Source organism: Desulfovibrio sp. (genome assembly GCA_016208105.1).
Lineage (GTDB): Bacteria > Desulfobacterota > Desulfovibrionia > Desulfovibrionales > Desulfovibrionaceae > Fundidesulfovibrio.
Genome location: JACQYS010000029.1, coordinates 19,270 through 33,150 on the forward strand (window position 1 = coordinate 19,270; position 13,881 = coordinate 33,150).

General features: G+C 60.8%; 14 protein-coding genes. 9 read left to right on the top strand and 5 right to left on the bottom strand.

Annotated features, from left to right (window positions below):
- Positions 1-95: 95 nt before the first annotated feature.
- Positions 96-461, bottom strand: coding sequence for a PilZ domain-containing protein (locus HY795_17460; protein ID MBI4807006.1), 366 nt, complete (start codon positions 459-461; stop codon positions 96-98).
- Between the two features lie 343 nt (positions 462-804).
- Here HY795_17460 and HY795_17465 point away from each other — a divergent pair, with 343 nt between their 5' ends.
- The gene (locus HY795_17465; protein MBI4807007.1) at positions 805-1,311 is read left to right on the top strand and encodes a nitroreductase family protein; all 507 of its coding nucleotides are present in this window, start codon (positions 805-807) and stop codon (positions 1,309-1,311) included.
- Positions 1,312-1,628: 317 nt separating this feature from the next.
- On the opposite strand, the gene HY795_17470 is transcribed toward HY795_17465, so the two are convergent.
- Positions 1,629-2,966: a UDP-glucose/GDP-mannose dehydrogenase family protein gene (locus HY795_17470; protein MBI4807008.1), complete on the bottom strand. Its 1,338-nt coding sequence runs from the start codon at positions 2,964-2,966 to the stop codon at positions 1,629-1,631.
- A gap of 151 nt (positions 2,967-3,117) precedes the next feature.
- Here HY795_17470 and HY795_17475 point away from each other — a divergent pair, with 151 nt between their 5' ends.
- From HY795_17475 to HY795_17510, 8 genes are all read left to right on the top strand, one after another.
- Positions 3,118-3,843: a pyridoxine 5'-phosphate synthase gene (locus HY795_17475; protein ID MBI4807009.1), complete on the top strand. Its 726-nt coding sequence runs from the start codon at positions 3,118-3,120 to the stop codon at positions 3,841-3,843.
- A 135-nt stretch (positions 3,844-3,978) separates the two neighbouring features.
- Entirely contained in the window at positions 3,979-4,353 is a 375-nt protein-coding gene (locus tag HY795_17480; protein MBI4807010.1) for a holo-[acyl-carrier-protein] synthase, read from the top strand.
- Between the two features lie 108 nt (positions 4,354-4,461).
- Entirely contained in the window at positions 4,462-6,024 is a 1,563-nt protein-coding gene (locus HY795_17485; protein MBI4807011.1) for an NAD(P)H-hydrate dehydratase, read from the top strand.
- Positions 6,011-6,466 carry a CBS domain-containing protein gene (locus tag HY795_17490; protein ID MBI4807012.1) on the top strand — a complete coding sequence of 152 codons (456 nt, stop codon included), beginning with the start codon at positions 6,011-6,013 and terminating at the stop codon, positions 6,464-6,466. The genes HY795_17485 and HY795_17490 overlap by 14 nt, the downstream gene beginning before the upstream one ends.
- Positions 6,467-6,469: 3 nt before the next feature.
- Positions 6,470-6,973: a tRNA (adenosine(37)-N6)-threonylcarbamoyltransferase complex ATPase subunit type 1 TsaE gene (gene tsaE / locus HY795_17495; GenBank protein MBI4807013.1), complete on the top strand. Its 504-nt coding sequence runs from the start codon at positions 6,470-6,472 to the stop codon at positions 6,971-6,973.
- Positions 6,970-8,202 (top strand): aspartate kinase, encoded by a 1,233-nt coding sequence (locus HY795_17500; protein ID MBI4807014.1) that lies wholly within the window; start codon positions 6,970-6,972, stop codon positions 8,200-8,202. The genes tsaE and HY795_17500 overlap by 4 nt, the downstream gene beginning before the upstream one ends.
- Before the next feature lie 113 nt (positions 8,203-8,315).
- On the top strand, positions 8,316-9,914 hold the full coding sequence (locus HY795_17505; protein MBI4807015.1) for a citramalate synthase: 1,599 nt from the start codon (positions 8,316-8,318) through the stop codon (positions 9,912-9,914).
- A 174-nt stretch (positions 9,915-10,088) separates the two neighbouring features.
- On the top strand, positions 10,089-11,672 hold the full coding sequence (locus HY795_17510; GenBank protein ID MBI4807016.1) for a response regulator: 1,584 nt from the start codon (positions 10,089-10,091) through the stop codon (positions 11,670-11,672).
- A gap of 3 nt (positions 11,673-11,675) precedes the next feature.
- Here the strand turns inward: HY795_17510 and HY795_17515 are convergent, their stop codons facing one another.
- From HY795_17515 to HY795_17525, 3 genes are all read right to left on the bottom strand, one after another.
- Entirely contained in the window at positions 11,676-12,431 is a 756-nt protein-coding gene (locus HY795_17515; GenBank protein ID MBI4807017.1) for an alpha/beta fold hydrolase, read from the bottom strand.
- 4 nt (positions 12,432-12,435) lie between these two features.
- Positions 12,436-13,179, bottom strand: coding sequence for an S-methyl-5'-thioadenosine phosphorylase (mtnP, locus tag HY795_17520; protein ID MBI4807018.1), 744 nt, complete (start codon positions 13,177-13,179; stop codon positions 12,436-12,438).
- A gap of 100 nt (positions 13,180-13,279) precedes the next feature.
- Positions 13,280-13,795 (bottom strand): adenine phosphoribosyltransferase, encoded by a 516-nt coding sequence (locus tag HY795_17525; protein MBI4807019.1) that lies wholly within the window; start codon positions 13,793-13,795, stop codon positions 13,280-13,282.
- Between the last annotated feature and the right edge of the window lie 86 nt (positions 13,796-13,881).

A 13,881-nucleotide genomic window follows, 5' to 3' on the forward strand; every position in this document is an offset into this window, starting at 1 on the left:
CGCCAGAGTCTGGCGAACGAATCATGCGACACCACGCGAGCAGTTGGGAATAGCCTTGAGAACCTCGTGATCCAAGGCCCCGGGCACAAACGATTCTAGGTGTGAGGGGTCATAAAAGCCGGGACGGAAAGCTCCTTGTCGATGGAATCCGGGTCCTGGGAGTGGTAACGAACCAGATTTCTCAGGTGAAAAAACGCGGTTTCGTCCATGCCCACGAAATCAAGCGCCAACCCCTTGGCATCGTTTCGGACCATGCGTACCTCGATGCTGAAGGAAACCGTGTCCGAAAGCGTAATAGTAACAGTGCATCCCTTGCGGCGTGCAATCTCCGGTGCGTGTTCGCAAAGCATCCCCTTCAGGCTTACGTTTTTTACCTTCACCGGATGCTTCTCTATTGCTCCACAGGACAAAACCGCTTCGAATCCCGCGTCCACCCGGCTGCGCTTGCGTTTGTCCGACATTATCGTCCCTCCCGGCGGCAAAAGAGCCGCAACAGCCTAGTTCCTAGAGATATAGAAGCTCATTACCGTGAAAGTTTCTTCCATGCCAAGAGGAATCGCGGTTTATTTATCCGGATTTCTTGACGAGGGATCAAGTTGACACCTAGAGAGGTGTCACTGGAGAGCCTGAGTCCACAAGCATTCATGCGTGCCGGTGGCCCTGTTTTTCAATCGATTCTACCCTTCGTTTGGCAACAAAGTCATGGAGGTTCAGATGAGCATCAAACGCAGAACCATTCTCGGCATGGCCGCGGCCGCCCCGGTGCTTGCCGCGAACGCGGCCTTCGGACAGAGCGTCAAAGGGATGGACGCCATTGAATGCATCCAGACCAGGCGGTCCATCAGGAAGTTTTTGGAGAAACCCGTCAACGACGACCTCGTGAAACAGCTGCTTGAAGCGGCCATGTCCGCGCCGTCGGCCCACAACGAGCAACCCTGGCACTTTGTGGTGGTCGCGAACAAGGACACGCTCAAAGCAATTTCCGAGGCCGGTTCCAGACCGGCGGCTGGCGCCGCGGCCGGGATACTTGTCTGCGGGGAGCCCGGCATCGCCAAGGCTCAGGGAACCTGGCCGTTGGACTGCTCCGCCGCCACCCAGAACATCCTCCTCTGCGCCAATGCCTTGGGCCTTGGAAGCGTCTGGACAGCGGCCTACCCGGATGAAGGCCGCATGGCCAAATACCGCGAGCTGCTTGGCATACCGCAAACGATCATGCCGTTCGCGTTCGTCTGTCTGGGATGGCCCGAAAAGCCGGGCTGGAAGGAGAACCGGTTCAAGCAGGAAAGGATCAAGCAGGAAAAGTGGTCCTGATGAGGGGAAGCATCAGACCAGCGGGCTGATGATGCCTCCGGCGGCCAAAGGGGATTGACTCGGGCCGTCCTGGCCCTCGCCCTGCGGGCGCTGCATGCAGCGCCTAATTCCGCTGTCCTGCGGAATTATCGTTCCTTTGGAATCCTCTATCGCTTCGCGTTTGTCGCGCTCTCTTGGCGATCGATCGCTGATTCGTAAATGACGCAGCCCCGCTCACCGGAAGACCGGTGGGCGGGGCTGCGTTTATTTATTGCCGGGGTCCGGGGGGAGGCGTCTCCCCCCGGCGGGGTTCGGGGCAGCGCCCCGTATCACTCTTGTTACTTCGGGTCCCTGCGGCCGATGCAGAAGTAGGCGAAGCCCATCTCGCCCAGAAGGCTCGGCGAGTACAGGTTGCGGCCGTCGAAGATCAGGGGGGCCTTCAGGGTCTTCTTGATGCGGTCGAAGTCCGGGTTGCGGAACTGGTTCCACTCCGTGACCACGGCCAGGGCGCTGGCGCCCTCCAGGACGGCGTACTGCTCTTCCACCACCTCGACCAGGTCGTTGCCCTCGAACTCCTTGCGGGTGTTGGGGCCGGCCACGGGGTCGAAGCAGCGGACCTTCATGCCCTGGGCGGTCACGTCGCGAATGAGCTCGAAAGCGGCGGCTTCACGCACGTCGTCGGTGTTGGCCTTGAAAGCCAGACCCCATATGGCAAGGGTCTTGCCCTTGAGCCCGCCCTGGGGCTCGAAGTAGCGCTTGATCTTGCCGGAAAGCACGTGCTTCTGGCGGTTGTTGACCTCATCCACGGAGGCCAGCAGCTGCGGCTCGAAATCGTGCTGGCGGGAGGTGTCGATCAGCGCCTTCACGTCCTTGGGGAAGCAGGAGCCGCCGTATCCCATGCCGGGATAGATGAACTGGTAGCCGATGCGGCTGTCGGAGCCGATGCCCATGCGCACGTCGCGCACGTCGGCGCCCACGCGCTCGCATATGTTGGAGACCTCGTTGATGAACGAGATCTTGGTGGCCAGCATGCAGTTGGCCGCGTACTTGGTCATTTCGGCGGAGCGCACGCTCATGACGATGACCTTGTCGCGGCTGCGGGCGAAGGGACCGTAAAGGGCCTTCAGAAGCTCGGCGGTGCGCACGTTCTCGGTGCCCACCACAACGCGGTCGGGCTTCAAGAAGTCGCTCACCGCGTCGCCTTCCTTCAGGAATTCGGGGTTGGAGACAACGTCATATTCGATGGCCAGGCCGCGCTTCTTGAGCTCCTCACCGATGATGGAGCGCATCTTGTCGGCAGTGCCAACGGGCACGGTGGATTTGTCCACCACGATCTTGTAGTCGGTCATGTTCTGGCCGATTTCCTTGCCAACCTGATACACGAAGCTCAGGTCGCAGGAACCGTCGGCCTTGGAGGGGGTGCCCACGCACACGAACACGAACAGCGCGCCTTCCATGCCTTCGGCAATGGACGTGGTGAACTTCAGGCGGCCCTGCTCGGTGTTGCGCTTGACGATCTCGTCAAGGCCGGGCTCGTAGATGTGGACCTTGCCGTTGCGGAGGTTCTCCACGACTTTGGGGTTGATATCCACGCAGCAGACGTCGTTACCCATCTCGGCGAAACATGCGGCGCTCACGAGGCCGACATAACCAGTTCCAACTATGCACAGGTTCATAATCCGCGCATCTCCATTCTTTTAGGTTAAGGCCCATCGATTGGGGCAGCATCCGATACGAGCGTCGGGGAAGTTTGTCAACACAGAGCTTTGATCTGGCAGGCACAATAAATATAGGCTACATTTCCGGCAGATTATAAGGAGCGCACATATGCCAATATTGGCCGTCAATATCGACCATGTCGCCACCCTGCGCCAGGCTCGCCTTGGCCAGGAGCCGGAACCGGTCACTGCCGCACATCTCTCGGAGATCGCCGGGGCCAGGGCCATCATCGTGCATCTTCGCGAAGACCGCCGCCACATACAGGACCGCGACGTTGCCCTCCTGCGCCAGCTCATAAAAACCAGACTGCACCTGGAGATGGCTGCCACCCAGGAAATGCACCGCCTGGCCCTGGGTATACGCCCGGACATGGTCTGCCTGGTGCCGGAAAAACGCCAGGAACTGACCACCGAGGGAGGCCTCAACTGCGTTGGCCGCGAAAAGGAGCTGGCGGACTACCTGGCCCCGCTGCACGACGCCGGGATCGGCTCCAGCCTGTTCATCGACGCCGACCCCGAGCAGATCAAGGCTGCCAAGGCTGCTGGAACGCATTACATCGAGATACACACCGGGGCCTATGCGGACGCCAAAACGCCCAAGGACCGCGAACGCGAGCTGGCCAAGGTGCTTAATGGCATCCGCCTGGGGCGCGACCTGGGGCTCAAGGTGAACCTGGGCCACGGGCTCAATTACGACAACATCTGGGCCTTCGCCAAGGTGACGGGCGTGAGCGAATACTCCATCGGCCACAGCATCATCTCGCGCGCGGTGCTCACGGGCATCACCGAAGCGGTGGAGAAGATGACTGGGATCATCCAGGGGTTTGTTGACTAAGCTGATGCAGGCGAGATTATGCCGTGGCAATGGAAGCCTCCGGCGGCCAAAGGGACACGTTCCTTTGGAATCCCTTTTATGGCGCCGGGTTCTGTTTGGCATCTTAAGCGCGCGATAGAGTATTGGAAAGGCACTATGATAGTCGGCTTGGGCATGGACATTACCGAACTGGACCGCATCGCCACGGTGTATGAACGCCATGGCGAGCGTTTCCTGGAGAAGATATTGACCCAGGCCGAGCGCGAAGCCATGCCCGCCAAGGCCGTTCCCTATCTGGCCGCGCGCTTCGCGGCCAAGGAAGCCGGAGCCAAGGCCCTGGGCACGGGATTTCGCGACGGCATCTGGTACAAGGACATCGAAGTCGTGTCGGACGCCATGGGCAAGCCGCGCGTGCTCTTTTACGGCCACGCCCGGGACCGGGCCATGGCCATGGGAGTCACGCACACCCATGTGAGCCTGACCCACGGCCGCGACGTGGCCGCCGCCGTGGTGGTTCTGGAAGCCCCATGAAAGGGGCGGACCCAACGAAAGATTTCATGACGCATCGCTGAACGAAAGCCCTGGAGGCTTTTTGTGATAGACACTCTCCTGTTTTCCCCGCTTCTCACGCCAACGGAAATGAACGCCTGGGACAAGGCCTCGTCCGCCATGGGCTTGAAGACTGAGCTTCTCATGGAGAACGCCAGCCGCGAAGCCCTGCACGCCCTTGAGGACAAACTCGGCGATTTGAGCGGCAAGACCGCAATCTGTTTCGCCGGGCCGGGAAACAACGGCGGCGACGCCATTGCCCTGTCCAGGCACCTCCAGGACGCAGGAGCGGAAGTCACGCTTTTTTTGACCCGGCCGGGCAAGGCCTATACCGGCGCGCCCGGCTTTCACCTGCGCCTGGCCAAGCGCGCCGGGGTTGAAGTGAAGCTCCTGACGCCCTCTGAAGCCGACAAGCTCGACTGCCCGGACATCGTGGTGGACGGCCTTTTGGGAACCGGCCTCACCGGGAAGCCGCGCCCCGAATACCGCGCCCACATCGACACGGTGAACAGGCTTGGCGAGAGAGCCTTCGTCTTATCGCTGGACATTCCGTCGGGCCTGTCCGGTCTCTCCGGCGCCCCGTCCCAATCCACGGTCATCGCGGAGATGACCGTGAGCTTCGAAGCGGCCAAGCTGGGGCTGTGCCTGCCCCAGGCCTCGCCCTACGTCGGCGAGTTGGTGGTGCGCCAGATCGGCATCCCGCGCTCCATCCGGGAAAAGCTGCCGCCGGTCCATCATCTTCTCACGCCCGGCCTGGCCCTGCTTCTGCCTGGGTTTGATTCGTCCATGCACAAAGGAGCGGCAGGAAAGTTGCTCATAGTGGGCGGCTCGCCGGGCCTGACCGGGGCTCCCGTGCTCGCGGCCATGGGCGCGCTCAGGGCCGGGTCCGGGCTGGTCACCGTGGCCTGCCCCAGAGGCATCGAACCCACGTTAAAGTCCGGATACCCCGACGTGATGACCATGCCGCTGGGGGAAGGCGAATCCTGGAACGCGGCCATGGCATCCACCTTGATCGAAAGGCTGCCCCAGTTCGATGCGGTGGTTCTGGGGCCAGGAATAGGGCGGGACTCCGGAGCCAGCAGTTTCCTGTCAGCCTTGGCGCCCGCATTTGCGGAGAACCGCGCCCAACCACAATCGGCACGCACCCCGGACAATGCCGGTCTGCCGAAATTCGTTCTGGACGCGGACGCCCTGTTCTGGCTGGCGGAGAATCCGAGCCCCCTGCCCGGCGCCGTCATCACGCCGCACCCAGGAGAGGCAGCCCGCATCCTCGGGAAAACCGTCCCCGAAGTGGAGGCGGACCGCCTGGCAGCCGTACGGGAACTGGCGAATCGCCTGGGCGCGGCTGCGGTGCTCAAGGGCCCGGGCACGGTCATCTGTCAGGCGGGCGGCCCATCCTCTCAAGTGTTCGTCTCTCCATTTGCCGAACCCAACCTGGCTGTCGGCGGTTCGGGCGACGTTCTCTCAGGCATTGTCGGAAGTCTCTTGGCCCGCGCTCTTTCCCCCTTGCTAGCCGCCTGCCTGGGGGTGTATTGGCACGGTCTCGCCGGACGGCTGGTGTCCGGTGAATTCCCCTACCGGGGCAACCTGGCCTCAGAAATAGTCCAGGCACTGCCCCGCGCCCTCACGGAGTGGCTCGATGCTGAAAGCTAAAGACATCATGACCAAAACGGTCATCACCTTCTCCCCGGAAACCCCGATCTCGCAGGCCGCCCAAACCCTTTTGGACAAGCACGTCAACGGCTGCCCCGTGGTAGACGCCAGCGGGCGCCTGGTGGGCATCCTGTGCCAGTCGGACCTGGTGGCCCAGCAGAAGAAGCTGTCCCTGCCCACGGTGTTCACCCTGCTGGACGGGCTGGTGCCCATGACGTCCATGTCCGAGCTTGACCGCGAGATGGAAAAGATCGCGGCCATCACCGTGTCCCAGGCCATGAGCCCGGACCCCGAATACGTGACCTCCGAAACCCCCATCGAGGACATCGCCACCCTCATGGTCGAGCGCGGTTTCCACACCATGCCGGTTGTGGACGGGGGCAAATTGGCGGGCGTGATCGGCATGGAAGACATCCTGCGCACGGTCACCAGCCAGAAATAGGCGGTGGCCGGGCTCTTTTTACCGGACGAAGCGGCAACCCTGGCCCTGGGGCGAGCGTTGTCGCTGAACCTGCCGGAGAATTGGGAGAGCCCCACCGTGCTCTTGCGCGCCGGGCTCGGTTCAGGCAAAACCACCCTGACCCGCGGCTTCGTGTCCGCCCTGCCCGGCAGCGCGGACGCCGAAGTGGCCAGCCCCAGCTTCAACCTGGTCAACGTCTATCCGACCGACCCTCCCGTGGTGCACATCGATCTGTACCGTCTTGGCGAAGGTTTCATGGACGCGGGCCTGGAAGAACTTCTGGACGCTGGGCACGGAGTTGCAAGACGGGTCGTGCTTGTGGAATGGGCTGAATACCTGCCTGACTTTTTGCGCCCGCCAAGCTTTATCGACCTGGAACTGGCCGAAGAAGGCCCGGGACGCTCGGCACGGTTCACAGCCCACGGTTCCAAGGCGGCACAATGGCTTGAGAGAACCCTTTCAACCTACTTACAGAGCGGCAAGTCATGAAAATCATGGTTCAAAAGTACGGCGGCACCTCCGTTGCCGGACTGGAACGGATGAAGAAGGTGCTGTCCAGGGTCAAGAAGGGCATTGACGAGGGCTACAAGATGATCGTGGTCCTCTCGGCCATGTCCGGCGAGACCAACAAGCTCCTGGCCCTGGCCAAGGAATTCTGCGCCAAGCCGGACCCGGAGGAAATGGACTCCCTGGTGGCCAACGGCGAGAACGTGTCCATCGCGCTGTTCTCCATCCTGGCCAAGTCCGAGGGGATAAAAGCCAAGTCCTTGCAGGGCTGGCAGATCCCCATCCAGACCACCGATGCCTACATGAAGGCCCGCATCATAAGCATCGACGACAAAAAACTTAAAGCATTGCTTGAAGATTGTGATGTGCTCGTGGTGGCCGGGTTCCAGGGTGTGGACTGCAAGGGCCGCGTCACCACCCTTGGCCGAGGCGGGTCCGACACCACCGGCGTGGCCCTGGCCGCCGCCATAAAAGCTGACGTCTGCGAGATCTACACCGACGTGGACGGGGTGTTCACCACCGACCCGCGCATCTGCTCGGCTGCCCGCAAGTTAGATGTCATCTCCTACGACGAGATGCTTGAGCTGGCCAGCTCCGGCTCCAAGGTTCTCCAGATCCGTTCCGTGGAATTCGCCAAGAAATTCAACGTGCCCGTCCGGGTGCGTTCCACCTTTACCGACGACCCGGGTACCCTGGTCACCCAGGAGGACGCTATGATGGAAGATCTCGTGATTTCCGGCATCGCCTATGACCGCGACCAGTGCCGGGTGACCGTCTACCAGGTCAAAGACAAGCCCGGGGTGGCAGCGTCCATTTTCGGCGCCATCTCCAAAAAACGCATCCTGGTGGACATGATCATCCAGAACACCAGCCACGACGGTTTCACGGACATGACCTTCACCGTGCCCCGCGCGGACCTTGAGCAAACTCTTGCGATCCTGGACTCGGTGAAGGACGAGATCGGTGCGCAGTCCGTGCAGCACGACCTCAACGTGGCCAAGGTCTCCGTGGTGGGCGTAGGCATGCGCAACCACTCCGGCGTGGCCTCCACCATGTTCCAGGCCCTGCGCGACGAAAACATAAACATCAAGCTCATCTCCACCTCGGAAATCAAGATCACCTGCCTGATCGACGAGAAATACGTTGAGCTGGCCGTTCGCGCCCTGCATTCGGTCTTCGGGCTGGACAAGGAAGAAAAGGCCGCCTGCTGATTGCCCCAGGGGCTGGCGCTCACTGCGCTTGCCCCTCAACATGACTTTGCCAAGACGTTGCCCGTAAGACCGCTTAAGCAGCGCGCCAAGCGGAGCAACGCGGGAAGGATGCGGTGAAGGTACAGATATACGACACCACCTTGCGCGACGGGGCCCAGGCCGTGGACATAAATCTCACGGCCGAAGACAAGATGCGCATAGCACTTAAGCTCGACGAGCTTGGCGTGGATTTCATCGAGGGGGGCTGGCCGGGATCAAACCCCACGGACAAGCGCTTCTTCGAGGACATCCAGGGCCACAAGCTCAAGCATTCCCGCATCGCGGCCTTTGGGTCCACGCACAACTCCAAGAACACCGCCGAGGCCGACCCCAACTTAAAGGCCCTTGTGGCCAGCAAGGCGCCGGTGCTGACCATTTTCGGCAAGGCCTGGGAACAGCACGTCATCGAGGCCCTGCGCGTGGATTTGCCACGCAATCTTGAGCTCATCGAAAACTCCCTGGCCTTTTTGAAGCCCCAGTGCCAGGAGCTATTCTTCGACGCCGAACACTTCTTCGACGGTTTCCGCGCCAACAAGGACTACGCCCTGGAGTGCCTCAAGCGGGCCCACCACGCGGGCGCCCAGGTCCTGGTTCTCTGCGACACCAACGGCGGCACCCTGCCCTGCGACATCCGCAAGATCTGCGACGCGGTCCTGAAAACCCTGCCTTTGGCCAAGATAGGCATCCACGCCCACAACGACACGGACATGGCCGTGGCCAACTCGCTCATGGCCGTCCAGGCTGGCGCTGTGCAGGTCCAGGGAACCATGAACGGCTACGGGGAACGCTGCGGCAACGCCAATCTCTGCTCCATCATCCCCACCCTGGAGCTGAAGCTCAAGAAGCAGGCCCTGCCCAAAGGAAACCTGCCCCTTATCACCGAAGCCTCCCGTTTCATCGACGAGGTGGCCAACAGGGTGCCGTTCGCACGGCAACCCTATGTGGGCGAATCGGCATTCACCCACAAGGCCGGCATTCATGTGGCCGCAGTCACGAAGAATTCAAGCCTCTACGAGCACACCCAGCCGGAAAAGGTGGGCAACGTCCGCCAGGTGGTCCTCTCGGACATGGCCGGACAGTCCAACATCCTCTTCAAGGCCAAGGAATACGGCATCCTTTTGGAAAAAGGCTCTCCGGATGTTTTGGAAATCCTGCGGGAAGTCAAAGAGAAGGAGGCCGCCGGCTACGAGTACTCCGCGGCCGAGGCCTCGTTCGAGCTTCTCATGCGCCGGGCCCTGGGCATGAGCCGCCGCTATTTCTCCCTGGTGAAATACCGCGTGCTGGACTGGAAACAGGCCGACTGCGAGGAGCCCTTGGCCGAGGCCACCATCATGGTCCAGGTCGGCGGCCATGTGGAGCACACCGCGTCCGCGGGCCTGGGCCCGGTCAACGCCCTGGACACCGCGCTCAGAAAGGCCTTGTCGCGCTTTTATCCTCGCATCAGCGAAATTCGGCTCCTGGACTTCAAGGTCCGGGTGCTTAATTCCAAGACAAAGCACGACACGGGCACGGCGTCCCACGTCCGCGTCCTGCTCACCTCGGGCGATCAGCAGGATACCTGGACCACTGTTGGCGTCTCGCACAACATCATCCAGGCCAGCTGGCAAGCCCTTGAGGATTCGGTCAATTTCAAATTGCTGCTTGATGACCGGAAAAAAATGTCCAAACGCTGATACCAGTAACAAGTCACTATTGAAAAAAACCGGCCTGTGCCGGTTTTTTTATTGCATGATTCAACGTCTCGGTACATATGGTAGCAATATTTGCTTATTGCATTGTCGGCTTTGCCTTTTGGCGCATGCGTGAGAACGTGAAACGTATATCTGCTGCCAGATACGAGCCAAAAGATGGATGCTCCGCCGCGCGCTCCGCAGGCCACTGACAACAGCGCTCCTGACCAGCAATTCTCCATCATAGAGGATCTCCCGGCGCTTATCTGGCGGATGAACGCCCAGGGAGCCCACGACTACTTCAACAAGACCTGGCTGGCTTTCACCGGCCTGACCTTTGAGCAATCAAGCAACGATGGATGGATGCGCCGGGTCCATCCCGACGACCTGCCGGACCTCCGAAAAAACTTAAACCATCACTTTACATTCAGGCGGGAGTTCGAGTTCCACTACCGCCTGAAGCGGGCCGACGGAGCCTGGCGATGGATCACCGATATCGGCCGGCCCTCGCAAGACGCTGAAGGCGCGTTCTCGGGATTCCATGGATGTTGTTTCGACATTACCGACCGCATCGAGCAGGAACAAACCCTCAAGCAGGAAAAAGAAAAAGCCGTCGTCGCCGGGCAAGTGAAGAGCGAATTTTTGGCCAACATAAGCCATGAGGTGCGCACGCCTTTGAATGGAATAATGGGCATGCTCGACGCTCTTTCGGAAACCCATCCGTCCCCTGAACAGGAAGAATTGATCGCCACCGCGACGTATTCGGCCAAGCAGTTGCTCGCAGTGATAAACGACCTGCTGGACGTGGCCCGGATCGAAGCAGGCAACCTGAGCCTGAACACCAGCCCGGTCAACGTTGGGGAGCTTATCCGCAAGGGCGTTGGCCCCTATTCCATCGAGGCGAGAGAACTGGGCATCTCCACGACTATCAATGTTTCCTCCGAGATTGATCTGGTAATGCTCTCGGTCGATGAAGTCCGCCTTCGCCAGATTCTCTTCAATCTCATGGGGAACGCCCTCAAGTTCACCACCTTTGGCGGCATAATCTGCGTCACCGCCTTTCTTTCCGGGAGCATTGAAAAAATGATGCTGGTACTCCAGGTGTCCGACTCGGGCATCGGCATCCCCGACGACAAAATGGCCGTGATTTTCGATCCGTTTGTCCAGGCCGAAGGCTCATTGACCCGCCGGCATGGAGGAGCGGGGCTCGGGCTCTCCATCGTGAAAAAGCTGGTGCTCATGATGGGTGGAGCCCTGTGCGTGAACAGCTCGCAGGGAGAAGGGACCGACTTCGTCCTGAGCATCCCTGTCAGCCTGGTTCCTGCCAAAGAGCCAGAAAAGCCGGGACAGCCGTTTGAAAATAGGACGCTCCCGAAAGCCAAGGCGCTTCTGGTGGAGGATGAACGGGTCAATCAGCTCACCGCCAGGCGTATGCTGGAGAAATTCGGGCTCACCGTCACCTGCGTGAGCGACGGCTTTCAGGCAGTGGAAGCGGTTTCCACGAATAACTACGACATAGTGTTCATGGACATCCAAATGCCGGTGATGGACGGCCTCTCGGCCACCCGGGCCATCCGCGCCTTGGAGGCCTCCCGGCCCGGGAGCGCGCGCCTGCCCATAGTGGCCATGACCGCGCATGCCATGAAAGGCGATAGGCAGACGTGCCTGGATTCGGGAATGGACGAATACGTGCCCAAACCCCTGGACAAGACCGTTGTCCTCGAAGCCGCCTGGAAGGTGTTGAAGAGCTCCCGGGGGTAATCCCTACCCCGTCTCGCAAAACTCTTGTACGAACGCCGCGCACAACCCGGAAACCATGCCCTTGGTTTCCCTGTGGGTTGTGAGAAGATGGTGCTTTGTTACCCGTTCCTCAATGGACAGCACGGCGCAGCGCCGGACCGCTGAATCCACGCTCCTCGTTATCTCCCACAGATTGCCGAAAGGCACGTACCGGTCCAGGGGCGAATGGATCGTGAGAAGCGGCGCGGTAACCCTGCCAAGGTTTAAGCGCACCTCGCGGAGGCCGGTCAGAAAGCTGTGCAAAGGCTCAAGCGCGACCGCCTCTTCGTACCCCTGCCAGGGCGCTATGAGTCGTGATTCAGGCTTTTTGGGGGCGCTTGGCCAGATGGGGCGAAACTTCTTGAGCAGGCCGGTAAAGGGCAAACGCCAGTCCGTGGCTTCCAGAGGCAGATAACGGTAGAGAAAGACAGGCGAGGCGATGGTAACCACCCCGGCCGGGCGATAGCGCTGGGCCAAGGCAAGGCACAGGCTCCCCCCCATGGAAAGCCCCAGGACAAAAACCTTGCCGTGCGAGGCTTGCAGCCTCTCATACTCGGCGCAGACGTGCCCCAGCCAATCAGACCAGCGGGTACGGCTCCAATCGTCTATTGTACTGGCATGGCCAGGCAGGACAGGCAGGCTCACGTGGTGGCCGCCCATTTCCAAGGCCTCGGCCACCGGGGCCATCTCAAAGGGCGTCCCCCCGAATCCGTGCACGAGCAGGCAGGCGCAGCCTGACATGGATCTACGCGCTCGCGATGGCCTCGATCAGGACATTGGTCACCTTTTCGGCGTTCTGCTTGAAGATGTGCAGGATGTCCTCCCAGGTAACGGGAGGCTCGTCCGTCTTCCAGCAGTCGTAATCCGTGGACATGGCCACCGCTGCGTAGGGGACGCCGGCTTCCGCCGCGAGGATGGCTTCGGAGGCCACGCTCATGTTGATGACGTCCGCACCCCACATGCGAAACATGTTGGACTCGGCCCTGGTGGAGAAACGTGGCCCTTCAATGGTGACCAGGGTGCCAGTAGGATGGTGCGCATAGCCGTATTTGGCGCAGGCGTTGATGAGTTTATTTCTCAGGCCGTCGTCGAAGGGATCGGCCATGGGAGTGTGCACAGGCGCATGGGGTTCGAAGCTTTCGTGGAAGGTGATCGGCCGGTGACGGGTGAAATCGATGAACTGGTCCAGCACAACCAGGTCGCCGCGCTTGATCTCGGCCTTCAAAGACCCGACGGCCGTGGTGGCCAGGATGTGCGTGCACCCGGCGTTTTTCAGTGCCCAGACATTGCCCCTGTAGTTCACCCAGGTGGGCGGGGTGGTGTGCTGGCGCCCGTGCCGGGCCAAAAGGACAACCTCGCGTCCCTTTATGAGCCCGTGGCGCAGGGTGGAATTGGGCTTGCCGTAGGGCGTGTCGATTTCCTGGTCCTGGGGATTTTCCAGAATGTCAGGGTTGTCCAGGCCACTGCCGCCGATGATGCCAATCTTCATGATTCTTCCGTTTCCCTTCAATGAATATGAAAAGCGGGCCATCTCCGGCCTGGCCGGACTAGCCGCCTCGTGAACCAGCAGGCAACTGAAACCGTTCGGATCAGCTTACCTGGATGATGCTGTCGAAAGGCAGGCCGTTGATCTTCTCCCTGCCGTTTAAGAATCCAAGCTCGATCAGCACTCCGATGCCGACTATCTCGGCGCCGAATGTTTCCATGAGCTTGAGCATGCCCTGCAGGGTGCCGCCGGTGGCCAGCACGTCGTCGATCACCAGCACCTTTTCGCCCTGAAGCAGCGCATCCTCGTGCATGCACAGGGTGTCGGTGCCGTATTCCAGGTCGTAGGTGACAGTGGTGGTCTTCCAGGGGAGCTTGCCGGGCTTGCGCACAGGCACGAACCCAAGGCCCATCTTGTAGGCCAGGGCGGCGCCGAAGATGAAGCCGCGGGCTTCGGCGCAGACGATCCGCGTGGCCCCGCAGTCCTTGAAGCGCTCGGCCATGGAGTCGATGGCGTGGCGGAAGGCCTTGCCGTCGCCGAGCAGCGGGGTGATGTCCAAAAAGATGATGCCGGGTTTGGGGAAGTCCGGAATGTCTCTGATCAGGGCACGCAAGTCCATGACAGCTCTCTCCTGAAGTGGTATTGATGCGTTGACGCCGCTACGACAAATGTGCGTCCCCGTCAAGCGTCCTGCAAACCATCTTA